This is a genomic window from Catellatospora sichuanensis (genome assembly GCF_007483665.1).
GTDB classification, from domain to species: Bacteria; Actinomycetota; Actinomycetes; order Mycobacteriales; family Micromonosporaceae; genus Catellatospora; species Catellatospora sichuanensis.
Window position 1 is genome coordinate 87,049 of the sequence record NZ_VIQO01000027.1, and the last position, 22,549, is coordinate 109,597.

Genomic DNA, 22,549 nt, shown 5'->3' on the forward strand with positions numbered 1-22,549 from the left:
CCCCATCACGCCGGGCACGGGTTCGCACGCCCGGGGCGGCAATGTCCTAGTGATCGAGAACCCGTGCCGGATTCGTGATCGACTCCAGGTTCCGCGGCCTCCATCCTCCCGCAAGACGCGACACGGCGAGCGCGTATGAAGCGCTTCGTGGCCGTGACACGGGCGTCAGAGCCGGATGCGGGCGGCCACCGGGAGGTGGTCGCTGCCGGTCTGGGGCAGGTACCAGCCGCGGGCGACCGTCGCTCCGCGAGCCGGCACCTGGTCGATCCGGGCCGGCGGCGCGGGCGCGGGCCGGCTGAACGCGAAGTCGGACCGGTCGGAGGTCAGCTGGGAGGTGATGGGGTTCAGTCTCGCAGGCTCGCGATGTGCCGCATCTTGTTGGTCGCGTCGAGCGCCGCGACCTTGTACGACTCGGCCAGCGTGGGGTAGTTGAACACCGCCTCGACTAGGTAGTCCACGGTGCCGCCGCAGCCCATCACCGACTGCCCGATGTGGAGCAGCTCGGTTGCGCCGGTGCCGAAGACGTGCACGCCGAGCAGCTTGCGGTCCTCCGGCGACACCAGGATCTTCAGCACGCCGTGCGTGTCGCCGATGATCTGCCCGCGGGCGAGCTCGCGGTAGCGGGACACACCGACCTCGAACGGCACCCGCTGGTCGGTCAGCTCGTCCTCGGTGCGGCCCACGTAGCTGATCTCGGGGATGGTGTAGATCCCGATGGGCTGCAGCGCCGAGATCGGGCCCAGCGGCTGCCCGCAGGCATGGTGCGCGGCCAGCCGGCCCTGCTCCATCGAGGTGGCGGCCAGCGCCGGGAAGCCGATGATGTCGCCGACGGCGTAGATGTGCGGCACCGCGGTGCGGAAGTTCTCGTCCACGGTGATGCGCCCGCGGTCGTCGGCGGCCAGCCCGGCCGCCTCCAGCGCCAGGGCGTCGCCCATGCCCTGCCGCCCGGCCGAGTACATGACGGTGTCCGCGGCGATGGTCTTGCCGCTCTCCAGCACCGCGATCGCGCCCTTGGGGTGCTTCTCGACGGCGGCGACGGCCTCGCTGAACCGGAACGTCACGGCCAGGTCGCGCAGGTGGTACTTCAGCGCCTCGACGACCTCCAGGTCGCAGAAGTCCAGCATGCGGCTGCGCCGCTCGACCACGGTGACCTTGGTGCCCAGCGCGGCGAACATCGAGGCGTACTCGATGCCGATCACGCCCGCGCCGACCACCACCATCGAGCGCGGCACGCGGTCGAGTTTGAGGATGCCGTCGGAGTCGATGATGGTCAGGTCGTCGAATTCGACCGTCACGGGGCGCGCCGGGCGGCTGCCCGCGGCGATGACGATGTTGTCCGCGGTGACCGAGAAGTCGCGGCCGCGCTCGCCGGTCACGTGCACCGTGTGCGGGTCGGTGAACCGGGCGGTGCCCGCGTGCAGCCGCACCCCGTTGCGGGCCAGCTGGCCGCGTACCACGTCGACCTCGCGGCTGATCACGTGTTCGGTGCGGGCGGTCAGGTCCGCGACGGTGATGTCGTCCTTGAGCCGGTAGCTCTGCCCGTAGAGCTCGCGCTGGCTCAGGCCGGTGAGGTAGACGACGGCCTCACGTAGGGTCTTCGACGGGATGGTGCCGGTGTTGACGCTGACCCCGCCGATCATGTCTCCGCGTTCTACCATGGCGACCCGGCGGCCCAGCTTGGCGGCCGCGATGGCGGCCTTCTGGCCGCCGGGACCGGATCCGATGACGAGAACGTCCACATCACGCATGCCGCATACCTTGGCACGGCAACGTCAACGGCGGGCACCCTCCGAACGGCGGTCGTCCCGGACTGATCCCGGCTGCGACGCGGGTCACCTGCACAGCGGGACATTGGTATGGTCGCGGCGTGCGCAGGAGTGTGTCGGCGGTCGTGCTCGATCAGTTCCACCACCCGACGCAGGTGATCGTCGGGGGGTTCGCGGCCGCTGCGCTGGTCGGCACGGGTCTGCTGTCGCTGCCGGTCGCCACCGAGACCGGCGAGCCCGCCCGTTTCCTGGATGCGCTGTTCACGGCCACCTCGGCGGTCTGCCTGACGGGTCTTGTCCTGGTCGACAGCGAGACGCACTGGTCGGTCGCCGGCGAGCTCATCATCATGGCGCTGATTCAGGCGGGCGGCCTGGGCATCATGACCATGGCCACGCTGTTCGCGATCGCGCTGTCCGGCCGGCTCGGTCTGCGAGCCCGGATGCTGGTGCAGGCCGAGACGAAGGCGCTGCAGATGACCGACCTGCGCCGGGTGGTCCGCAACGTGGTGCTGCTCAGCGTGGTCACGGAGGCGATCCTCGCGGTGGTGCTGGCGGGCCGGTTCATGCTCGCCTACGGTGAGACGTTCTGGCGGTCGGCGTACCTGGGCGTGTTCCACTCGATCTCCGCCTTCAACAACGCCGGGTTCGCGCTGTGGCCCGACAGCGTGGTCAGGTTCAACACCGATCCGTGGATCTGCCTCACCCTGGCGGTGGGCGTGATCGTCGGCGGGCTGGGCTTCCCGGTGCTGTTCGAGCTGCGCCACTCCTGGCGGCGGCCGCGCCGCTGGTCGGTGCTCACCCGCCTCACCCTGACCCTCAGCGCCGTGCTGCTGGTCGGCGGCACGGTCCTGCTGCTGGCGACCGAGGGACGCAACCCGCGCACGCTGGGCGACATGTCCGGGGCGGACCAGCTGCTCAACGCGTTCTTCGGCGCGGTGATGCCGCGCAGCGGCGGGTTCAACTCCATCGACATCGGGGCGATGTACCCGTCGAGCTGGCTGGCGTACGACGCACTCATGTTCATCGGCGGCGGCAGCGCGGGCACCGCCGGCGGCATCAAGGTCACCACGTTCGGGCTGCTGGCTTACGTGATCTGGGCGGAGCTGCGCGGTGAGCCGTCGGTGAACGTCGGCCGCCGCCGCATCCCCGAGCAGTTGCAGCGGCAGGCGCTCACCATCGCGCTGGTCGGCGTGGGCACCGTGGCCGCCTCGACATACGTGCTGCTGGTCCTCAACCCGCACACCCTGGACCAGGTGCTGTTCGAGGTGATCTCGGCGTTCGCGACCGTCGGGGTGTCCACGGGCATCACCGCCGAGCTGGACGCGGCCAGCCACGGCCTGCTCGCGATCCTGATGTTCGTGGGCCGGGTCGGCCCGCTGACCCTGGGCACGGCGCTGGCACTGCGCGCCAAGGCCCGCCACTACGAGCTACCCGAGGAGCGTCCCCTTGTCGGCTGAGAACGGCAACGACCCCGTCGTCGTCATCGGACTGGGCAGGTTCGGCAGCTCGCTGGCCGTGGAGCTGATGCGCCGCGGCACCGAGGTGCTGGCCATCGACCACCGGCCCAAGGTCGTGCAGAGCCTGGCCGGGGAGCTCACCCACGTGGTGGCCGCCGACGCCACCGACATGGAGGCCCTGCGCCAGCTCGGCGTCGCCGAGTTCGGCCGGGCGGTGGTGGCCATCGGCTCCGACCTGGAGGCCAGCATCCTGGCCACGTCGCTGCTGGTGGAACTGGAGGTGGCCGACATCTGGGCGAAGGCGGTCAGCCGCCAGCACGGCCGCATCCTGGAGCGCATCGGGGCCAAGCACATCGTGCTGCCCGAGCACGACATGGGCGAGCGGGTGGCGCACCTCGTGTCGGGCCGGATGCTCGACTACATGGAGATCGACTCCAACTTCGCGCTGGTCAAGACCCGCCCGCCGCACGAGTACGTGGGTGTGCCGCTCGGTGAGACCAGGCTGCGCCGCAAGCACGGGGTGACCATCGTGTGCGTGAAGACACCCGGCAACGAGTTCACCTACGCCGACGCGACGACCGTGCTGCAGTACGGCGACATCATCGTGGTCGCCGGGCCGGTGGACCGAGTGGAGCGCTTCGCCGAGCTGCCGTGAGCGCCGACCGGCGTTTTAGATCATCCGGAGACCGGGAAGGGAGGAGGATGTAGAAAGTGGGCACTCTCCGTGGCCCGCTCGGGTCCCGGGAGGCAGCCCATGACCGCCGACGTCTCGGTCCCCGCGCCGCACCCGCAGCGCGACGACCCGCACGAGCTGCGCCGGGTGATCACCCGGCCCATGCTGATCTTCTTCATCCTGGGCGACATCCTCGGGGCCGGCATCTACTCGCTGACCGGGCAGGTCGGCGCGGAGGTCGGCGGTGCGATCTGGGCGTCGTTCCTGGTCGCGTTCGCGCTGGCCTTTCTGACCGCTTTCGCGTACATGGAGCTGGTCACGAAGTATCCGCAGGCCGCGGGCGGGGCGCTGTACTGCGACCGGGCCTACAAGATCAAGTTTTTGAGCTTCCTGGTCACGTTCGCGATCATGGCGTCGGGGGTGACCTCGGCGAGTTTCGCGGCGACCCGGGTCGGTGGGCGCTACTTCAGCGGCCTGACCGGGGTGGAGAACCCGCCCACGATTCTGATCGGCACGGTGGCGATCCTGCTGGTCGCGGCGGTGAACTTCTGGGGCGTGTCGGAGTCCATCAAGGTCAACATCGCGATCACCTGTGTCGAACTGGCCGGCCTGCTGTTCGTCATCGGCGTCGGGGCCAGCGTGCTGGCCAAGGGCTCGGGCGACCCGGCCGCCGCGTTCGCCTTCTCCGGGCAGGGCTTCGGCGTCGTCACCGGGGTGATGGCGGGCGCGGCCACCGCCTTCTACGCGTTCCTGGGCTTCGAGGACTCGGTGAACCTCGCCGAGGAGACCAAGGAACCATCGCGCGACTTCCCACCCGCCATGATCACCGGCCTGCTCGCCGCCGCCATCGTCTACCTGCTCGTCGCCTTCACCGCGGCCATGGTGGTGCCGCTCGACGTGCTGACCACGTCCAGCGGGCCGCTGCTGGAGGTGGTCAAGATCGGCGCGCCGAACCTGCCCGTCTCGGAGATCTTCTCCGCCGTGTCGATGATCGCGGTCTCCAACACCATGCTGATCAACATGCTGATGGCGTCCCGCCTGCTCTACGGCATGGCCCGGCGCGACGTGCTGCCGCGGCCCTTCGCGGTGCTGTCGGTGAAACGCACGCCATGGATCGCGATCGCGTTCACCACCGCGCTGTCGATCCTGCTGATGGCGACCGTCAGCGACCTCACCGACCTGTCCGACACCACCGTGCTGCTGCTGACGGCCGTGTTCCTGCTGGTCAACATCGCGGCGCTGGTGCTGCGCCGCGACCACGTGCCGCACCGGCACTTCCGCACGCCCACCGTCATCCCGGTGCTCGGCGCGATCGTGTCCGCGGTGTTCCTGCTGCCGTTCGTCCGCGAGGCCGGCATCTACCTGCTGGCGTTCTGGCTGCTGCTCGGCGGCGTCGCGCTGTGGGGGCTGAACCGCCTCGTGGTCGGGCGGATGCCGCCGCGCGACGGCTCGGCCGCCGCCCCGCCGTCGACGTGACCAGAGCGCGGCGAGCGTAGGCGGGCCACGCGGTCCGCCGGACGGTCGGACGCATGCGCAAGTTTTCCTCAAGGCTGCGCCGGGAAGGTTCCGCGCGGGCGCGAGCGGCCGTCACTGTGGGTACACCATCCGCACGACGACGTTGACGACGGGAGCTCACCGATGCGGTCCACCCTCGAGCTGATGCCCGCCGCCGCCGTGTACGAGCCGGTCGCCCGGCTCGACCGGTCCCGGCTGGCGGACGCGTTCGAGCTGGCCTGTCTGGTGCGGGCGACGTCGCTGACGCCCGACGGGGGAGTGCGGGTGGGCCATCCGCGTCGCCCGGCCACACCGGCCGGGACGGTCGAGTTCAGCGCCGAGCACGCTGCCCGCCGGATGGGGCAGCTGATGCGGGCGCTGGACCTGCCGTATGCCCACGAGACCGCCGAGGCGGGGTTGCGCCGCCGCTACCTGCTGCACCGGGTCAGCGTGCCCGGTGAGCACCGCGCCGCGTACGTGGAGATCAGCGAGGGCGCCTGGCGGCAGGGGCGCGCGGCGGTGCTGAGCACGGCGTTCGTCGGCGGCTCGGCCCCCGCACACGCCGACCGGCTGCGCCTGGCCGGGGCCGCCTGGCGCGGGGTGCTGCTGGCCGCCGGCCGCCACATGCGCAAACACATCCTCGGTGTACGCGTCACCGACCAGGACCTCGCCACGATCCTGGTCCGCGGCGCACACCTGCTCGGGGCCCAGGCCGCCCTGTCCCGCCAGGCGGGCAGCCTGCTCGTCAGCGTCCCCGCCGTCACCGCCCATCGCGTCCTGCACGGCGCGGGCATCCTGCATGACGGCACCGGAGCGGGCCGCATCCTGGCGCTCTGACGGCTGACCGTCAGGCGGCGGTAGCCGTGTCCCGGCTGCGGCGGCGCAGGCGCGGGACGGCGACGTACACGAACGCAGTCAGCAGCAGAGCCACGCCGAGCTGCCACGGAAACCCGAACATCAGCGTCACCCAGGTGCCCAGCGGGTCCGCGCGCTCCCACCGCGATCCGATGCGCACGCGATCACCGCCGCCATCGCCTCCGGCGAGGCTGGGCAGCACGTAGAACGGCGAGTAGACCACGCTCACCTTGTCGCCGTCGAAGCGGCGGCCGAGCTCGGCGAGCAGCGACGGGGTCAGTCGGGTGGTCTGGATGTACACCGACCCGTCGTGCAAGGGCGCCATGGCGACCAGGGTGCTGTCCCGCCACGAGAACACCTCGTCGGCGACGGAGTCGAGGTGCGGCGGCCGGACGGTTCCCGGCTTCTGCCGCGGCTTGGCATCGAGGTACGGCACCTCCCACCCGGACAGCGGGATGCCCGACCAGTGCCGCGGTGCCAGGCCGGCGGCGGCCGACGCCAGCACCAGGATCGGCACTGCCAGCGATAGAACGATCACCGTGACCACCGCGCGGAAGAATCGACTCATGTCATGATGACGCCTCCCCCCGGCACCTGGTTGCGGCCGAACCGACCCGGGAACAAGCCCGGCCGCCGAGCACGCACGATCGAGCACCGGTTCCTCGACCACCGGCCGCTGCCTCGGCGCTCTGCCCTCGGCGTAAAGCGGAGCGATCGCCGTTCCGTCAGGCTAGCCTGACAGCATGGTCACCCCTGATGAGCTCGAACGCGAGCACACCCTCCAGACGGCCGTCACCCGCTACAACGACCTGCGCATGCGAGAGGCCCTGGCGGAGCCCGGCCTCACCGCCGACGAATCGCTCCAGCTGCTGGCACTCGGCGAGCTGATCATCCGCAAGGCGGGCTACGGCCGGCAGCTGTCGGTGCGTGGCGCGCGCAGCGCCGGAGCGTCCTGGGCGCAGATCGGCGCAGCGCTGGGCATGACCCGCCAGTCGGCCTGGGAGGCGCACACCCGCTGGATCAACGACCAGGCCGAGCAGTTCCGTGACACCGGCATCTCCGGCTTCGACGCCGAGCAGGAGGCCAAGGCCCGCGACCTGGCCGGAGACGACGGCCACTGACAGCGGCCCGGCAGCGCGCTCGGGAGGTGCGGCCCGGGCAGCGTGCGGCACGAGTCGGGTAGGTTCTGCGCCGTGGTCCGTGTGCGAGTGCCGTCGGCCGCCGCGCTGGTCGTGGCGGTCCTGCTCGGCATGGCCGCGTGCACCGAGCCCGCGCCCGCGCCGGTACGTCTGGACATCGCCACCGGCAGCCGCACCGGTGTGTACTACGTCTTCGGGCAGGCGTACGCGGCGATCATCAACCGCGAGCTGCCGCACGTGCAGGCCAACGTCCTGGTGACCGCGGCTTCCGCGGAGAACGTCAAGCTCGTCGGCGACGGGCGGGTGCAGCTCGGCTTCACCCAGGCCGACATCCTGCCCACCACCGGCAACCAGCTACGCGCCGTGGCCCGCGTCTACGACGACCTGCTCCACCTGGTGGTACGCGCCGACGGTCCGGTACGCCGCCTCGCCGACCTGCGCGGCCGCGCCGTTTCGGTCGGCGCGCCCGACTCGGGCACCGCGATCACCGCGAACCGCCTGCTCGACGTCGCCGACCTGGCCGGCGGTCAGGTGAAGGTCCGCCAGCTCGGCCTGGACGCATCGGCCGAAGCGCTGAGCAAGGGCGAGATCGACGCGTTCTTCTTCTCCGGCGGCCCGCCGGTCAGGGCGGTCGAGCAGCTGGTGGACACGATGTCGATCCGGCTGGTCGAACTCGGTGAGTGGACCGAGCCGCTCCGCGTGCGCTACAGCGAGGTCTACGTCAGCCGCGACATCCCGTTCTCGGTGTACGGGCTCGACCCGATCAGCACCGTCGCCGACCCGAACTACCTCGTCGTCAGCGAGAACATGCCTGAGGACCTGGTCTACGACCTGACCAGGCTGCTCATGCAGTATCGCGACGAGCTCGGCGTCGCCCATCCGGCGGCCGGGCGGGTCAACCCGCAGTCGGCCATCGCGACCGCGCCGCTGCCCCTGCACCCGGGCGCGGCCCGCTACTACCAGTCGATCAAGCCCTAGGCCGGGGTGTCCAGGCTGCGCAGCCAGACACGGGCGTCCAGGCCGCGCTGGTCGGCATGGGTCATCGCGAGCCTGCCGCCGGACGCGTCGACGAGCACGGCCGCGATGGTCAGGCCCAGGCCGGAGCCGTCGATGTTCTGGGCGTCCGGTGCCCGCCAGAACCGCTCGGTCGCCTGGTCGAGCTGGGTGTCGGTCATGCCGGGGCCGTCGTCGCGCACGTGCACCGCGATGCCGCCGTCGGCGGGCAGCACCTCCACCTCGACCCGGCCGCCCGGCCCGCTGAACTTCACCGCGTTGTCGATCAGCGCGTCCAGTGTCTGGTCCAGGGCGGTCGGCACGACGTGCACCAGCGCCACCGGCAGCCCGACCGACAGCGTCAGCGCGGTGCCATGGTGCCGGGCCAGCGGCTCCCAGGCCGCGACCCGGGACTCGGCGACCGCCACCGCGTCGATGGTGACCAACTGGTGCTGGCCGCGTTCGGCGCGGGCCAGGGTGAGCAGCCCGTCGAGGACCGTCGCCAGGCGGTCGGTCTCCTCCAGGGCGAGCCGGTGCTCGCTGCGGCCGTCGTCGTCGGCCAGGCTCGGCCCGAGCTCCTCGACGCGCAGGCGCAGCGCGGTGAGCGGGTTGCGGAGCTGATGGCTGGCGTGGGCGACGAAGGCACGCTGGCGTTCCATCGCGTCGGCGACGGCGTACGCCATGTCGTTGAAGCTGCGGGTGAGCCGCCGCAACTCGGGCGGCCCGGCCTGGTCGGAGATGCGGGTGTTGCCGTCGCCCGCGGCGACCTCGTGCGTCATCGCGTCGAGCACGGTGACGGGGCGCAGCACCCAGTTGGCCAGGTTGCGCGCGGTGAGCACGCAGGCCAGCGCGGCGAGCAGGCCGATGCCGCCCAGGGCCAGCCACCAGAACGTCACCGCGTCCCGGACCCGGCCGGCCGGCGACACGATGATCACCATGCCGAGCACCTCGCCGTTGTCGTTGACCGGCACCGCGACCACGATCGGGTCGGAGGTCCAGGGCAGCACCGATTCGGCCGAGGTGTACTGCTGTCCGGCCAGTGCGGCGCGTACGGCCGCCTCGCCGCGGGCGGGTTCGAGGTGGTAGCTGACCGAGCGTACGAAGGTGTGCCGGTCGCGGTCGAGCACGGCCGCGCCGATGCCGTACAGCTCGTCGTAGCGGGCCAGTTCGTCGCGCACGGTGCCGATGGTGTCGGTGCGCAGGCCGGGCCGGGCCAGCGCGGCGAAGCGGGTCGCGTCGGCGAGCCGGTCGGCGCGGACCAGGTCGGACTCCCGGCTGGCCAGGGTGAGGGCGAGGGGGATCTCCAGGGCCAGCAGGACCAGCGTCATCAGCAGCAGGTAGCTGGCGGCCAGGCGTCTGCGCACGGCTACTCGCTGCGCAGCCGGTAGCCGACGCCGCGCACCGACTCGATGAGCCGCGGGTCGCCGAGCTTGCCGCGCAGGGAGCCGACGTGCACCTCGACGGTGTGCCGGGCGACCCAGGTGGTCTGCCAGGCGTCGAGCAGGATGCGGTCGCGGGTGATGACCAGGCCGGGGTGGCGGGCCAGCGACAGCAGGATGTCGAACTCCTTGCGGGTCAGCGCGACGTCGTTGCCGTCGACGCTGACGGCGCGGGCGGGCACGTCGATGCGCACCCGCCCGGCCACGATCACCATCAGCTCGGGGGAGGCGTACGCGGCCCGGCGCAGCACCGCCTCGATGCGGGCCTGCAGCTCGACCATGGAGAACGGCTTGACCACGTAGTCGTCCGCGCCGACGCGCAGCCCGACCACCCGGTCGCGCTCCTCGCCGCGGGCGGTGACCGCGATGATGCCCAGCTGGGGGCTGCGGGCGCGCAGCGTGCGGCACACGTCGAGGCCGTCGCCGTCGGGCAGGGACAGGTCGAGCAACACCAGATCGCAGGGGGCTGCCGACAGGGCCGCGGCGGCGGTGGCGGCGTGCTCGACGTCATAGCCGCGGCGGGTCAGCGCGGCGCTCATCGCCGTGGCGACCCGCAGGTCGTCCTCGACCAGCAGGATCCGCATACCTGACCTCCCTCCGCGTCCATGTGGCCTTCGATGATGCGTTACGGGCGCACCCATGCGCCAACGGGGCCGGGGTCCATCGACGGACGCCTTGACTTGGCTCGGCGCCGGTGGTTGACTCGAATCGTATTTAAGAAAGTTTCCTAACGATTGATCCGCCAGTCTCCGCCGGTGCCACGGCGGGGGCGCGCGGAGTGCAGACGTGCGCCCGTCCGGCCGGGGGAGAAGGCCTGCGGGCGTGCCAGGCCGTCGTCGCTGCCCGTCGGTGGGGCGCGGCGGGGGCCGTCCCCCGGGTCGTCACGCGCCGTGCCGCCGTGACGACGCCGGGCGTGCCGGGCACCTGGGCGGCAGCATGGTGTGTCATGCGCCCGGGTGCCCGGCCCGCCGGTGGGTCGGCCGGCGTGGGTGTCGGGCGGCGCCCGAGCGAGTTCGCCCCCGGCGGCGTACGGTTTGCCGGTGACAGACAACCCGATCAGGTACGCGGTCGTCGGGCGCGGCTGGCGTGCGCAGTTCTTCTTCAAGCTCGCCGAGCTGATGCCCGAGCGGTTCACCGTCACCGGTGTGATGACCCGCTCCGTCGAGGCCGCCGCCGAGGTGGCCGGGCTTTGGCGGCTGCCCGTCACCCAGGACCTCGACGAGCTGCTGCGCACGGGCGACCCGGATTACGTCATCACCTCGGTGCCGTGGGGTGTGAACCCGGGCCTGGTCGAGGCGCTGGTGGAACGCGGTCTGCCGGTGCTGTCGGAGACCCCGCCCGCCCCGGACGCGGAAGGGCTGCGCCGACTCTGGTCGCAGGTCGGCAAGGCCGAGAAGGTCCAGGTAGCCGAGCAGTACCTGCTGCTGCCCGACCACGCGGCGCGGCTGGCGGTGCTGCGCTCCGGCGCCATCGGCGAGCGCACCTCGGCGCAGGTGTCGTCGACGCACGGCTACCACGCGGTGTCGATGCTGCGGGGCATGCTGGACGTCGGCATGGGCCCGGCCAGCGTGCACGCCCGCACCTTCACCGCACCGCTGGCCGACCCCATGAGCCCGGCCGGGTGGCGCGACGACGCGACCCCGAAGCCCGCCGTCAACACCCTGGCCACCATCGACTTCGGCGGGAAGAGCGGGCTGTACGACTTCACCGACAACCAGTGGTGGAACCAGCTGCGCACCCGGCGCATCGTGGTCCGGGGCAGCCTCGGCGAGCTGGTCGACGACCGGGTGGTGCGGCTGCAGGGGACCCGGACGCTCGTCGAGTCGGAGCTGCGCCGCAGGCAGACCGGCCGAGACCTCAATCTCGAGGGCTTCGACCTGGACCACGTCAGCTTCGACGGCTCCGTGGTCTACACCAACCCCTATGCGGGCGTGCGGCTGTCCGATGAGGAGATCGCCATCGCGACCATCCTGGAGTCGACCGGCCGGTGGGCGCGCGGCGCGGCCGAAGCGCCCTACCCGCTGGCGCAGGCCTGTCAGGACCACCTGATCAGCCTCGCCATCGACGAGTCCGCCCGCACCGGCCACACCGTCGACGTCGGCGCCGAACCCTGGCAGTGACCAGGCTGCGTCGGGTGCCTGCAGTTTCACGGAAACTGCAGGCATCCGGGGCGGCGAACGTGCGCTTTCCCTGAAACTGCAGACCCCGGCGGGTCTACGGGCCGGGCGGGTCGGCGAGTCAGGCGGGGAGCTTCTCGCCGGTGAGCTGGGCGCAGGCGGCGAGCAGGCGGTCCTGGGCGGCGATGTCGTAGGCGGCCGCGTTGGGGCGCAGGTCCTGCCGGCGCTTGAGGTAGTGGCCGCTGAAACCGACTTCGGCGGGGTCCGCGGTGGCCAGCCACACCTGCGTCTCGGCGCCGTCGGCGAGCTCGTCGGTGGCGTTCGGGCCGCCCATCCGGGTCTTGATCCAGCCCGGGTCGACGGCGTTGCTCAGCACCGCCGGGAACAGCCGCGCCACCGCGAACGCCAGCAGCACGTCGTGCAGTTTGGAGTCGCTGTAGGCCTGCATCCCGCTCCATGCCTTGTGCTCGAACTGCAGGTCGTCGAAGTCGGCGCGGCCGCTCGCCTCCAGCCCGGAGGTCAGGTACACCAGCCGCTGCGGCAGTGGCATCAGCGCCGTCAGCAGGTACGGCGCCAGCACGTTGACCGCGAAGATGCGCTCGATCCCGTCCTCGGTGACCTCCCGACGGGCCGCGCTGCCCACCCCCACGTTGTGGATCACCGCGTCGTACGGCCCGTGCTCGTTGGCCGCCGCGGCGACCGACCGGGTCTGCGCCAGTGACGACACGTCGCCGACGAGCACCGCGGCCGCGTCCGGCACCGCGTCGCGGGTCTGCGCGGCACGCTGCTCGTTGCGGGCGTGCAGGACCACTCGATGTCCGAGCGCCAGCAGTTCGCGCGCCGTCTGCAGGCCGATGCCGTCCGCCGAACCGGTGACGAGGACGCTGCTCATGTCGGACACCTCTCGATTGGATCTCCCCACCAACCCTACGCCGGACGGCCCCGGGCGGCGAATCGCACCCCTTGCGCCGGAGGTCGAGATCGTGTCTGTCCGGATCGGATAGGAGTGGTAACGAACGTAATTCGCATTGGTCCGCGGAAGTCACCCGAATGATTGCCAACTTCCGACACATCGGCAACGTTTCCGCTGGCCGTCGCTACATTGGCCTTCACTTCCACCGATGAAGGAACGCCATGCGCATTCTGCACATCATTGCCACACCGCGTGGTTCCGAATCACATTCACTTCGTGTTTCCGAAGCATTTCTCAACGGCGTGAGCGAGCAGTCCGACGACGTCACCGTCGACGTCGTCGACCTGTACCGCCACGACCTGCCGTCGATGGCCGGTGACAACATCGAGGCGAAGTACACGCTGATGGTGGGCCGCCCGATCGACCGCGGCCACGAGGAGTCGTGGCGGCAGGTTGAGTCCCTGATCGAGCACTTCGTCTCCGCCGACGCGTATCTGATCACCGCACCGATGTGGAACTTCGGGGTGCCGTACGCGCTGAAGTACTACATCGACTGCGTCGTACAGCCCGGATACCTGTTCCGTTACGACGAGACAGGCCAGGTCGTGCCGATGGTCAACGGGAAGCGCATGGTCTGCGTGACCTCCCGCGGCGCCGACTACTCCGCGGGCAGCCACCTGCACCCGTACGACTTCCAGGAGCCGTACCTGCGGGCGATCTTCGGCTTCGTCGGCATCACGGACCTGCAGTTCATCCACGCCCAGCCGATGGACATCACCCCGCACCAGCGCGAGGCCGCCCTGACCGGGGCCGTCGCGCAGGCCCGCGAGCTGGGCAAGGGCTTCCTGTCACCCGCCGTCGGCGCGGCGGCCTGAGTCGCGGCCTGCCCTGACCTGCCGTCCCGGGGACCCGCGCTCGCGGCGGGTCCCCGGGACGTCGTGCTAGACGCGGGTGAACCGCACCGCGTCGGCGATGACGTAGCCGGTGCCGGTGGTCCACCGGCTGACGCCGACCTTGTCTCCGTCACCGGCGGCGAGGGTGAAGATGCCCAGTGAGACCCACTGGCCGCCGTTGACGCGCTGGTTCACGGTCACCGTCTGGTTGCCGCCGCTGGCGGCCACGATGAACGGGGTCGCTTCGTTGTAGCCCGCGTTGGCCGGATACCAGATCGCCACCTCGTACGCCGCGGTTTCCGGGATGTTCACCCGATACCAGGCCGGGTCGCTGGCCGCGACCGGGTCGGCGAAGCGGTAGTCGGTGCCGTAGCGCTGGCTGGAGAATGCCGAGGCGCCCCAGTTCGCGCTGGCCGTGAACCCGCCGGCGGTCGTGTTGTCCACGATGGCGCTCCACGACGTCGGCGGCGGGGGGTCTGTGACGCTCGTCGACACGTCGAGGTAGTTGCGGTCGATGTTGATCTGCACCCCGCCCCACGTCTCCAATACGTCCCCGGAGTACTGGTGCAGCCGCCGGTGGTTGGTGTAGTAGGACGCGTCGCAGTACGGGCCGGCGTCGGTGTTGGCCACGCCGTTCCACCACGCGATCCAGAGGTGGTCCAGGCGGGTGTAGCGGGAGTCGTGGTAGGCGCTGCAGACGTCTGTCACGCCGGACGACCCGCTGGAGTACATGCCGGACAGGTAGCCGCGCACGTGCAGCTGCTCCGTCCATCCGGACAGGAACGACAGCACGGCGGCCTTGCAGGAGGCGTTGGACGGATACTGCTCGATGTCGTTGTAGATCGCGCTACCGGCGGGGATGCCCAGCGCCTGCGCGGCGCTCACCGCGCTGTTCGCCGCGGTGACACCCTGGGATCGCGCGGTGGTCGCGTCGGCGGACATCTTCGGCAGGCGGGTGCCGCACGGGGCCTGGCGGCCCAGCTCGATCGGGATCAGCCGCCAGCCGTTCGCGGTCTGGTTGGTCACCCAGTTCGCGGTCAGGTTCGGCTGCGAGCAGGACCGGCTCGCGCCGCTGATGTAGATGCCGACGGCCCGGTACGGCGAGCTGTTGCGCCACGTGTTCATGGTCGACTGGGACGGGGCGGCGCAGGTGTCGAAGCCCTTGCCGGTGTACGTGCCCGGCTGCGGCCCGGCCGCCGCCAGCGGCGCCGCGGCGGTGGCGGCCCTGGTCGTCGCCGGGGCGGCGAGCAGGCCGTCGGCCGACGGTTTGGCGTCGCGGCCCAGGCTCGCGGAGGCGAGGATCTGCCGGACGAGGGCTTCGGTGTCGGGCGTATGCGCCGCGGTGACCAGCACTCCCGCGCCGCGCACGGCGACCTGGATCGCGTCGTCGCGCGACACGGCGTCCGCCGCGACAGCCGCGCCCGCGGCCGTGACGGCGGTCTGCGGTGCGAGGCGGCCCGCCGAGACGGCGTCGAGCGGCTCGATGATGAGCGCCGCGGTGCGACCGACCAGCTCGGCGGGGCAGAGCGACTGGTCGCCGGGGTGTCCCAGGTAGACCGTAGGCCGGTCGAACCGGACACACGCCCGCGGCTCGGCGCTCAGGTCCACCACCTGCCATGAGGCGGGCACGACCACGCGATACCCCTGGTAGCCGACGATCCGGCTGCCCGCCGTGGCCGCGTCCGCGGGCTTGGCCCATGTCGGCGCGGTCACCAGGGACGAACCGGCGACCGCGACGGATATCGCGGCCGCCAGGACGGCTGCACCTGCTAGGACCCTTCTCAAACCAGCCTCCGGGGTGTGAAGGAAATCTCAACATGGACATCGATGTGTGGAGAATTCCTACCACGTATTCATGACCGCCGCTAGGGCGAGCGCGCGGGCGGAGTGTGCCGAAGTGGCGGGGTTTGACATGCAGCCGTTCGGCTGCCTAATCTGCTGACATGCAGCCGAACGACTGCATGTAGGGACGGCGATGGACGACGTTTTCAAGGCGCTGGCGGACCCGAGCCGCCGCGCCCTGCTGGACAGCCTCAACGGCCGCAACGGGCAGACCTTGCGCGAGCTGTGCGCGGGGCTGGACATGGCCCGGCAGTCGGTGAGCAAACACCTCGCGGTGCTGGAGGAGGCCAACCTGGTCACCACCGTGTGGCGGGGCAGGGAGAAGCTGCACCACCTCAACGCCGAGCCGATCAACGCCATCGCCGACCGCTGGATCGACCGCTACCACCGCGGGCGGGTGCACGTCCTCGCGGACCTCAAGACGGCATTGGAGCAGCAGCACATGGACGAGTTCGTCTACACGACCTACATCCGGACCACCCCGCAGCAGCTGTGGCAGGCGCTGACCGACCCGGCGTTCACCAGCCGGTACTGGCAGGTCACCTTCGACACCGACTGGCAGGTCGGCTCAGGCATGACCTGGCAGCGCCTCGGCGTGGTGATGGCCGACCCGGCGCAGGTGGTGCTGGAGGCGGAGCCCTACCGGCGGCTGGCCTACACCTGGCACACCTTCACGCCCGAGTTCGCCAAGTCCGTCGACCTGGGCGAGGAACTGCGACAGCAGCTCGCGGCCGAGCAGCGCTCGAAGGTGACCTTCGAGCTGGAGCAGGACGGGGACCTGGTCAAGCTCACCGTCGTGCACGACGGGTTCGCGCCCGGCAGCGCGCTGCCCGGCATGGTGAGCCAGGGCTGGCCGCACCTGCTGTCGGACCTGAAGACCCTGCTGGAGACCGGCCGCACCATGGCCGAGGCGGCCTAGGCGGGCGCCAGGTGCTTGTCGAAGAACGCGTCGAGGCGCTCCACGGCCGGGGTCACGTATTCGGGCTTGTCGTAGAGGTCGATGTGCGTCGCCCCGTCGATCAGATACAGCTCCTTGGGCTCCTTGGCCTGGGCGTACGCCTGCTCGCTGAAGTACTTCGTGTCCGCCCTGGTGCCGGCGATCATCAGCAGTGGCCGGGGCGAGATGAGGTCGACGTGGTCGTAGGAGCCGTACGCCATGATCCGGTCGAGGCCGGCCACGACGTACCAGTTCTTCGCGTTCGGGTGCTGGGCGCGGGGCGTGCGGTAGTAGTCGGTGCCCTCGGCGTACAGCGTCGGGGTGTCCTCGGTGACCTCGGCCGGAGTGTCCGGCACGATGTGCTCCAGCCGGGCCGGCTTGCCGTGCGCCTGGTCGGTGCGGTCCTGCGCGGCAGCCTCCAGCAGCCCGTCGCGCAGTTCCGCGTCGCCGTTGCCGCCCAGCCCGTCGCGGAACAGCGAGCCCATGTCGGCCGCGCTGACCGTGGCGACCGCCTTGATGCGATGGTCGGTGGCCGCCGTGAAGGGCACGTAGCCACCGGACGCGCAGATGCCGAGCGCGCCGATACGTGCCGGGTCGACCTCGTCCACGGTGGTCAGGTAGCTGACGGCGCTGCGGATGTCCTCGGCGCGCGCGAACGGGTCCTCCAGGAAACGCGGCTCGCCCGCGCTCTCACCCTGGTACGAGGCATCGAAGGCGAGCGTGACGTTGCCCTTCATGCACAGCTTCTGCGCGTACAGGCCCGCGGTCTGCTCCTTGACCCCGCCGAACGGGTGGCTGACCACGATCGCCGGCAACTTCTGCCCGGCCTGGTAGTCGTCGGGCACGTAGAGGTCGCCCTTGACGTCGAGGCCGTTGCTCTTGAACGTGACGCTCTTCTTCACGCGCCCTCTCCTCACCTGACGAGGGGGTGAACGTCCCGATTTTACCGAGTTCCCAGGCCGCCGAAGAGCGGACAGCAAGGCTCGTGCGCATAGGCTACCGTGCGGGCGGTGATCGACACTCCACTCGTCGCCGACGCCCCAGCCATGCTGCCGGAACGGGACCGGCGGCTGGTGATCACGCTCGCCGCGCAGGGCCGTGCACACCCCGATCCGGCCGTGGCCGCGGCGGCGGTGGCGCAGGTGCGCCGACTGAACAGGCGCGACCGGACCGTCCGGCATCTGCTCCTCGGGGTGGGCGCGGTCGCGTTCCACGGGGGCATCCTGTCGCTCCTGATCGCCGGAGGCTCGGTCCGGAACGGGCCGTGGTGGCCGTGGCTGGTCTTCCTCCTGGCGGTGCCGGCAGCGGTGATCGCCGCCGGGGAGTGGGAGGTAGGTGTTCTGCGCCGCGGACTGCGACCCGAGGCAGAACCACCGAACCTGCGCATGCTGCTCGAATGCGCAGAGCCGGGCCGGACCGTGCCGGTGACGATCACGCGCTTCCGCGGACTGCGCGCGTGGTGGCCGGTGCTGGTGCCCGCCGCCGCCGTGGTCGGCTGGCTGACCTGGCGCAACCTGCACGTGCCGGCCAAGCTGATGGAAGGCCTGCGGAGCGCGGCGATCATCATGCTCTTCTGGGGGTTGTTCCTGCTGGTGGTCGCGGCACGCCGGCTCATGCGGCGGTGGCGCGGCATGCCGCCGCAGTCGGCCGATGCGGCGACGCCGATCATCATCGACGCGTCGGGTCTGCGCTTTCGGTCACTGCCAGAAGCCGTCACCTGGTCTGAGGTGAGCGCTGTGGGGCTGCTCGGGCCCACGCCCGCTGAGCCGCAAGCACCCGTGGCGGTGCGGTGGTCGCTGCACGGCCGCGATCCGATCGTCATCGAGGCGGACGACATGGCCCAGCCACCGGAGACCGCTATCCGCGCGACCTGGGCGCACCGCCCCGACCTGCGGTGGCGGCCTGTCGACGGCGACAAGCCGGTCAGCTGATCACAGCCCCTGCGCCGGTGAACCGTCCGGTAGGAGCGCCGCTGCGGCGGCGGTGCAGCGGCCCAGGTCCGCGCCGGGCATGTGCAGCGTGACCGCGATGCCGGGGTGCGGAAAGCGCAGTGCGCGGGCGAACGGCAATCAATCGAAGTCCATAGACGTAGATTTATCTACAATGACGGATTAATTCCGGCGCGGGACCGAGGTCTGCAGCCACTCGCTGATGAGGTCGGCGATGACGGCGGCGGCGGTGTCGTTGAGGTGGATGTGATCGGTGAGCAGCGCCAGGCCGTTGGCGGCCGAGATCTCGTTCCAGGAGCGGCGCAGCACGAGGTGCTGGAACGTCGTCCGCAGCGCCAGCCCGAGCCTGCCCTCGTACGGCGGCGGCCGGTGCCCCGGCGGCAGCATTGTGGTCAGCCGCTCGTGCAACGGTAGGCACGGCACGCCGCGTCCCTCCGCGATCTCCCGCAATGCCGTGTTGTACTCCCGCACCTGCTGGTTCATCGTGCTCGACAGATCCTCGCCCAGCGGCGGCAGGTCGAGCACGGCCAGCCGGGCCGAGGTGCCGTTCTGCAGGCGGTCCAGGATCGCGTCGACGTTCTCGCGATACCACTCCAGACTCGGGGGCGCGGGCAGGCGCTGCTGCCGCCGGTAATGCCGGGCCCAGCGGGCGTCGTAGGTGGCGTTGACGTCGTTCGTGCCGACGAGCAGGGTGACGGCGTCGGGGCGGCACGCGATCACCTCGTCCAGGCGGCCGCGCACGTTCCAGGCGAGGTTGCCGTCGACCCCGGCATTGACGAATCGGTATCCGGTCGGGCCGAGTCGGTCGCGCAGCAGGCTGACATAGTCCGCGCTGGCCAAACCGCGGGTGATGCTGTCACCCACGCACACGATCTCCTTCGCGGCACCGGCCGCCAGGCTGCCGTGCGGCGCGGCGATCGGGCCGCCGAGCGCAGTGCGGCGTTTCATCCAGGACACGAGACCCACGCCGACCTGCCTCCTCGCAGCTGCCGAGTCTGGTTTCGGCTGCGCCCATGAACGTTAACAAGCCGCTGACCGGGTGAGGGCCCGTCGCGCCGTTCCATTGACAGCACCACATGCGGCGGCTAGCGTTCGGCGCAACTGGAAGCAAACCTTACAGTTTGGATCGAGCCGTGCGCCGACTTCTCCTGCTGGCCGTGCTGGCCTGCGCCGTGGTGTACGTCCCGGCGAGCGCCGCGGATGCCTCGACGGTGAACCTGGTCGCCAATCCGGGCTTCGAGGAGGCCCGCCACGGCGACCACTCCGTGGTGTGGGCCTGGGACTGCGAACCCGGCTCTACCCAGTTCGGGGCGGCACACGGCGGCACCCGGGCGCTGGCCGCCGCGCCCACCGCCGGCAGCACGGGCCGCTGTGCACAGACGATCCCGGTCCAGCCCGGCGGGGTCTACACGCTGTCGGCGTGGGTGCGTGGCGGATACGCCTTTCTCGGCCACGACCACGGTGTGGCCTGGACCCCGCCGAGCGCGGAGTGGGCCCGGCTCACCACCGGCTTCACCGCCACGGCCGACACCGTCACCATCTATCTGCACGGCTGGTATGCCCAGGGCGCCTTCACCGCCGACGACATCGTGCTGACCGGCCCGGACAGTGCCGTGCGCCGTCCCGTGGCACCGGCCGCGCCGACCGTCGGCGAGTCGACCAGCCACTCGGTGAAACTGGCCTGGATCGGTGTGCCGGGGGCGACCGGTTACCGGATCCACCGGGACGGCGTGTTCATGCGTTCGGTGACATCCACGTCGGCGGTGGTGGACGGGCTCGCGCCGGGTACGGCGTACGCCTTTCACGTCACTGCGGTGAACGCGGCCGGTGAGTCCGCGCCGGGCCCGGGCGTGTCGGCGAACACCGCCGCGCCGTATGGCGAGGTCCCCCCGCCGACCCGGATGGTCGTCGGCACCCCGCAGGCCTACCAGGTGTTCCTGGCGTGGGAGGCGGTCATGGCGGCTACCGACGGCTACCACGTCTACCGCGACGGCGTCCTGATCGGCTGGTCCTACGGGCCCGCGTTCACCGTCACCGGCCTGCGGCACGGCACCATCTACACCTTCGCGGTGACCTCGCTCAACTCCGCCGGCGAATCCGCGAAGTCCCAGCCTGTCCAGGTCATGACCTGGCAGGTGCCGTAGCGGGCGACCGCTACCGTGCCGGAGCCGGTCAAGAGTCGGCGTGAGCCAGGCCACCGGCCGGCCTAGCGGCGGCGGAAGTTCGTGACGAACCGCAGCAGGCCGAAGAAGAGCAGGCAGCCGACCAGCACGAGCCCCATGGCCCCGGCGCGCTCACCGAAGGTGCCCGCCTTCACCACCACCGCGCCCGAGCCGATCACGAAGCCCGCCAGCGTCACGAACAGGCCCAGGATCTCGACGACCTTCAGCGTGCCCTCGGCGACCACGCGCTGGGCCGACTCGACCTTCTCGGTCAGCGCCGCCGAGGCGTCCTTGATCCGCTGTTCGGCCTGCTCCGCGATCGTCTCGCCGACCTCGCGGGTGAGCTGCTGGGCGTATCCGTGCAGCTGCCTGGTGACGGCGATCAGCTCGCGCTCGCGGACGTAGTCCTGGTGCACCGCGTTGTGCCCTGGGCCGAGCATGGCGATGGCGCGGTCCACCTCGTCCAGCGCCTGCTCGAAGCGGCCCAGCTTGCGCAGTGCGAAGGCGCGCCGGAAGAACACGTTCGCGTCAAGTGAACCGGTGGCCGTCAACTGGTTGGACAGTTCGAGCATCAACTCGGCCTGGTCCGGAAGGTGGTCGGCGAACCACAGCGCGTGCAGGCAGACGTGCCGGCTCTTGCTGTCGGCGTCGGGCGCGGCGACGGCCTGCTGGTAGAGATCCAGACCCCGGCTCGACCGGGAGCCGAGCGAAGCGAACGCGGCCAGGCCGAGGATGAGCGCGTCACCGCCGAACTCGGCCAGCCAGCGGTGCGACTGCGACTGCAGCTGCTCGAACTTGAAATCGAAGCGCAGCCGCTGCCCGTGTATGTAGGCCAGCACGAGCCGGTCGAGAACCGCGCCGCCGCGCAGCGCGTCCCAGTCGGCGCCGCCCGGGTAGCGCTGCCCCTGCTCGCGCGCCAGCCACGCCAGGTCCGTCGCGGCCGTACGCACCTCAGGCATGGTCAGCTGATGCCGCGCGGCCGCGGCCGACAGCTCGCCGATCCAGTCCAGCGAGGCCGTGCCGACCTCCGGTGCCAGGTGCTCGACGAGGACGGCCGTCCGCCGATCCGGCGCGGCGTCTGCCAGCCGGCGGTCGAGCGAGTCGGCGTCCTGCGGGTCGCGTTGCTGGGGCACCGCCGCCGCCGGTTCGACGCTCATCGCTGTTCCTCCAGATAAGACGGACCTTGAGATCCGCCCACCGTAGCGGTTTCGCGCACGTCGATGGCGCGAGCCCCAGAAGGACGGCGACCGCCCGCATACGGCACGTGGCCGGTCCGGGGCGCTGCCCGGACCGGCCACGTGTCACGACGAGGAGCAGCCGCTACCTGGTTTCGCGCTGCGCGTTCAATTCGGCGAGAAGCCGATCCGGGTCAGTGCCCACGATCGGCGTGAACAGGCTGGTGCCCAGCCTGCGCACGGTGCGCTGGTAGCCCACGATGCGCCAGAAGCCATAGAAGCGCCCGGCCGTCTCGCGTTCCTGGGCGCGTTTGTCCTCGCCCGGGTCGCGCGGTGTGACGCACAGCATCCACACGCCGCCGGACCGCTGCACGGCCAGTTCCTTCACGTGCGGCCAGGGCAGGTGCAGGGCGGCGAGCACGATGCCGTTGGGCCGCAGGAACAGGCCGTGGTCGTCCGCGCCGAGCAGCGGCGTGCGGGCCTTCGCGGCCTCGTCGAAGCACGTCACCACGTAGTGCAGGCCGACCACGGCCAGCAGGATCACCGTCAGCCGCCAGGACCGGATCGCGCTCAGCGACAGCACGGCGGCGACCGGCAGGTGCACGGTCAGCAGTTTGCGCCGGGTCAGCTGCAGGGCGTACGCGAGCCGGTTGCTGCGCAGCAGCACCGGAAGGTCATCTGGTACGCGCACGTGCAGGCTGGGGGTGTGCAGGGTGCCGTGGCGATCGGTCGAGGAGCTCATCAG

At 71.0% G+C, this 22,549-nt stretch carries 22 protein-coding genes; 11 read left to right on the forward strand and 11 right to left on the reverse strand.

What is annotated here, in order from left to right:
* Positions 1–344: 344 nt before the first annotated feature.
* Entirely contained in the window at positions 345–1,748 is a 1,404-nt protein-coding gene (gene sthA, locus FLL47_RS33255) for a Si-specific NAD(P)(+) transhydrogenase (RefSeq protein WP_144126605.1), read from the reverse strand.
* A 119-nt stretch (positions 1,749–1,867) separates the two neighbouring features.
* Between sthA and FLL47_RS33260 the strand changes: the two genes are divergently transcribed.
* From FLL47_RS33260 to FLL47_RS33275, 4 genes are all read left to right on the forward strand, one after another.
* Positions 1,868–3,223, forward strand: coding sequence for a TrkH family potassium uptake protein (locus FLL47_RS33260; RefSeq protein WP_246158982.1), 1,356 nt, complete (start codon positions 1,868–1,870; stop codon positions 3,221–3,223).
* A complete protein-coding gene (locus FLL47_RS33265) occupies positions 3,213–3,878 on the forward strand; it encodes a potassium channel family protein (RefSeq protein WP_246158984.1) in 666 nt (221 codons plus the stop codon). The genes FLL47_RS33260 and FLL47_RS33265 overlap by 11 nt, the downstream gene beginning before the upstream one ends.
* A 99-nt stretch (positions 3,879–3,977) precedes the next feature.
* Entirely contained in the window at positions 3,978–5,372 is a 1,395-nt protein-coding gene (locus tag FLL47_RS33270) for an APC family permease (protein ID WP_144126606.1), read from the forward strand.
* A gap of 162 nt (positions 5,373–5,534) precedes the next feature.
* Positions 5,535–6,227, forward strand: coding sequence for a hypothetical protein (locus FLL47_RS33275; protein WP_186316057.1), 693 nt, complete (start codon positions 5,535–5,537; stop codon positions 6,225–6,227).
* Between the two features lie 10 nt (positions 6,228–6,237).
* Here the strand turns inward: FLL47_RS33275 and FLL47_RS33280 are convergent, their stop codons facing one another.
* Positions 6,238–6,813, reverse strand: coding sequence for a hypothetical protein (locus FLL47_RS33280; protein WP_144126607.1), 576 nt, complete (start codon positions 6,811–6,813; stop codon positions 6,238–6,240).
* 175 nt (positions 6,814–6,988) lie between these two features.
* On the opposite strand from FLL47_RS33280, the gene FLL47_RS33285 reads away from it, so the two are divergent.
* Together FLL47_RS33285 and FLL47_RS33290 are read left to right on the forward strand one after the other, a co-directional pair.
* Positions 6,989–7,366, forward strand: coding sequence for a hypothetical protein (locus tag FLL47_RS33285; RefSeq protein WP_144126608.1), 378 nt, complete (start codon positions 6,989–6,991; stop codon positions 7,364–7,366).
* Positions 7,367–7,438: 72 nt separating this feature from the next.
* On the forward strand, positions 7,439–8,362 hold the full coding sequence (locus FLL47_RS33290; protein WP_281286762.1) for a TAXI family TRAP transporter solute-binding subunit: 924 nt from the start codon (positions 7,439–7,441) through the stop codon (positions 8,360–8,362).
* On the opposite strand, the gene FLL47_RS33295 is transcribed toward FLL47_RS33290, so the two are convergent.
* Together FLL47_RS33295 and FLL47_RS33300 are read right to left on the reverse strand one after the other, a co-directional pair.
* The gene (locus tag FLL47_RS33295; RefSeq protein ID WP_144126609.1) at positions 8,359–9,741 is read right to left on the reverse strand and encodes a sensor histidine kinase; all 1,383 of its coding nucleotides are present in this window, start codon (positions 9,739–9,741) and stop codon (positions 8,359–8,361) included. The two genes, FLL47_RS33290 and FLL47_RS33295, sit on opposite strands and share 4 nt — an antisense overlap.
* Positions 9,742–9,743: 2 nt before the next feature.
* Entirely contained in the window at positions 9,744–10,400 is a 657-nt protein-coding gene (locus tag FLL47_RS33300) for a response regulator transcription factor (protein WP_144126610.1), read from the reverse strand.
* Between the two features lie 456 nt (positions 10,401–10,856).
* Between FLL47_RS33300 and FLL47_RS33305 the strand changes: the two genes are divergently transcribed.
* Complete coding sequence (locus FLL47_RS33305; RefSeq protein ID WP_144126611.1) at positions 10,857–11,936, forward strand: Gfo/Idh/MocA family protein; 1,080 nt, start codon at positions 10,857–10,859, stop codon at positions 11,934–11,936.
* 118 nt (positions 11,937–12,054) lie between these two features.
* Here the strand turns inward: FLL47_RS33305 and FLL47_RS33310 are convergent, their stop codons facing one another.
* Positions 12,055–12,825 carry an SDR family NAD(P)-dependent oxidoreductase gene (locus FLL47_RS33310; RefSeq protein ID WP_144126612.1) on the reverse strand — a complete coding sequence of 257 codons (771 nt, stop codon included), beginning with the start codon at positions 12,823–12,825 and terminating at the stop codon, positions 12,055–12,057.
* Positions 12,826–13,067: 242 nt separating this feature from the next.
* Between FLL47_RS33310 and FLL47_RS33315 the strand changes: the two genes are divergently transcribed.
* Positions 13,068–13,721, forward strand: a complete 654-nt coding sequence (locus FLL47_RS33315) for an FMN-dependent NADH-azoreductase (RefSeq protein ID WP_144126613.1) — start codon at positions 13,068–13,070, stop codon at positions 13,719–13,721.
* A gap of 66 nt (positions 13,722–13,787) precedes the next feature.
* Here FLL47_RS33315 and FLL47_RS33320 read toward each other — a convergent pair whose 3' ends face one another.
* Entirely contained in the window at positions 13,788–15,524 is a 1,737-nt protein-coding gene (locus tag FLL47_RS33320; protein ID WP_425457784.1) for a glycoside hydrolase domain-containing protein, read from the reverse strand.
* A 190-nt stretch (positions 15,525–15,714) separates the two neighbouring features.
* On the opposite strand from FLL47_RS33320, the gene FLL47_RS33325 reads away from it, so the two are divergent.
* Positions 15,715–16,500 carry an ArsR/SmtB family transcription factor gene (locus tag FLL47_RS33325; RefSeq protein ID WP_144126614.1) on the forward strand — a complete coding sequence of 262 codons (786 nt, stop codon included), beginning with the start codon at positions 15,715–15,717 and terminating at the stop codon, positions 16,498–16,500.
* Here the strand turns inward: FLL47_RS33325 and FLL47_RS33330 are convergent.
* Positions 16,497–17,420, reverse strand: coding sequence for an alpha/beta hydrolase (locus FLL47_RS33330; RefSeq protein WP_144126615.1), 924 nt, complete (start codon positions 17,418–17,420; stop codon positions 16,497–16,499). The genes FLL47_RS33325 and FLL47_RS33330 overlap by 4 nt on opposite strands.
* A 108-nt stretch (positions 17,421–17,528) precedes the next feature.
* Here FLL47_RS33330 and FLL47_RS33335 point away from each other — a divergent pair, with 108 nt between their 5' ends.
* Positions 17,529–18,449, forward strand: coding sequence for a hypothetical protein (locus tag FLL47_RS33335; protein ID WP_144126616.1), 921 nt, complete (start codon positions 17,529–17,531; stop codon positions 18,447–18,449).
* On the opposite strand, the gene FLL47_RS43255 is transcribed toward FLL47_RS33335, so the two are convergent.
* The gene (locus FLL47_RS43255) at positions 18,450–18,587 is read right to left on the reverse strand and encodes a hypothetical protein (protein WP_186316058.1); all 138 of its coding nucleotides are present in this window, start codon (positions 18,585–18,587) and stop codon (positions 18,450–18,452) included.
* 42 nt (positions 18,588–18,629) lie between these two features.
* Entirely contained in the window at positions 18,630–19,415 is a 786-nt protein-coding gene (locus FLL47_RS33340) for an SGNH/GDSL hydrolase family protein (protein WP_144126617.1), read from the reverse strand.
* A 185-nt stretch (positions 19,416–19,600) separates the two neighbouring features.
* On the opposite strand from FLL47_RS33340, the gene FLL47_RS33345 reads away from it, so the two are divergent.
* On the forward strand, positions 19,601–20,611 hold the full coding sequence (locus FLL47_RS33345; RefSeq protein WP_144126618.1) for a fibronectin type III domain-containing protein: 1,011 nt from the start codon (positions 19,601–19,603) through the stop codon (positions 20,609–20,611).
* A gap of 62 nt (positions 20,612–20,673) precedes the next feature.
* Here FLL47_RS33345 and FLL47_RS33350 read toward each other — a convergent pair whose 3' ends face one another.
* Both FLL47_RS33350 and FLL47_RS33355 read right to left on the reverse strand, forming a co-directional pair.
* Complete coding sequence (locus FLL47_RS33350; protein ID WP_144126619.1) at positions 20,674–21,786, reverse strand: tetratricopeptide repeat protein; 1,113 nt, start codon at positions 21,784–21,786, stop codon at positions 20,674–20,676.
* A gap of 163 nt (positions 21,787–21,949) precedes the next feature.
* Positions 21,950–22,546 carry a class I SAM-dependent methyltransferase gene (locus FLL47_RS33355; protein WP_144126620.1) on the reverse strand — a complete coding sequence of 199 codons (597 nt, stop codon included), beginning with the start codon at positions 22,544–22,546 and terminating at the stop codon, positions 21,950–21,952.
* Positions 22,547–22,549: the final 3 nt, after the last annotated feature.

What these genes read in the sequence shown, in the direction of transcription:
- sthA (WP_144126605.1), bottom strand. Translation starts at nt 1,748, where the DNA reads ATGCGTGATGTGGACGTTCTCGTCATCGGATCCGGTCCCGGCGGCCAG.
- FLL47_RS33270 (WP_144126606.1), top strand. Translation starts at nt 3,978, where the DNA reads ATGACCGCCGACGTCTCGGTCCCCGCGCCGCACCCGCAGCGCGACGAC.
- FLL47_RS33275 (WP_186316057.1), top strand. Translation starts at nt 5,535, where the DNA reads ATGCGGTCCACCCTCGAGCTGATGCCCGCCGCCGCCGTGTACGAGCCG.
- FLL47_RS33280 (WP_144126607.1), bottom strand. Translation starts at nt 6,813, where the DNA reads ATGAGTCGATTCTTCCGCGCGGTGGTCACGGTGATCGTTCTATCGCTG.
- FLL47_RS33285 (WP_144126608.1), top strand. Translation starts at nt 6,989, where the DNA reads ATGGTCACCCCTGATGAGCTCGAACGCGAGCACACCCTCCAGACGGCC.
- FLL47_RS33300 (WP_144126610.1), bottom strand. Translation starts at nt 10,400, where the DNA reads ATGCGGATCCTGCTGGTCGAGGACGACCTGCGGGTCGCCACGGCGATG.
- FLL47_RS33310 (WP_144126612.1), bottom strand. Translation starts at nt 12,825, where the DNA reads ATGAGCAGCGTCCTCGTCACCGGTTCGGCGGACGGCATCGGCCTGCAG.
- FLL47_RS33315 (WP_144126613.1), top strand. Translation starts at nt 13,068, where the DNA reads ATGCGCATTCTGCACATCATTGCCACACCGCGTGGTTCCGAATCACAT.
- FLL47_RS33325 (WP_144126614.1), top strand. Translation starts at nt 15,715, where the DNA reads ATGGACGACGTTTTCAAGGCGCTGGCGGACCCGAGCCGCCGCGCCCTG.
- FLL47_RS33340 (WP_144126617.1), bottom strand. Translation starts at nt 19,415, where the DNA reads ATGAAACGCCGCACTGCGCTCGGCGGCCCGATCGCCGCGCCGCACGGC.
- FLL47_RS33350 (WP_144126619.1), bottom strand. Translation starts at nt 21,786, where the DNA reads ATGAGCGTCGAACCGGCGGCGGCGGTGCCCCAGCAACGCGACCCGCAG.
- FLL47_RS33355 (WP_144126620.1), bottom strand. Translation starts at nt 22,546, where the DNA reads ATGAGCTCCTCGACCGATCGCCACGGCACCCTGCACACCCCCAGCCTG.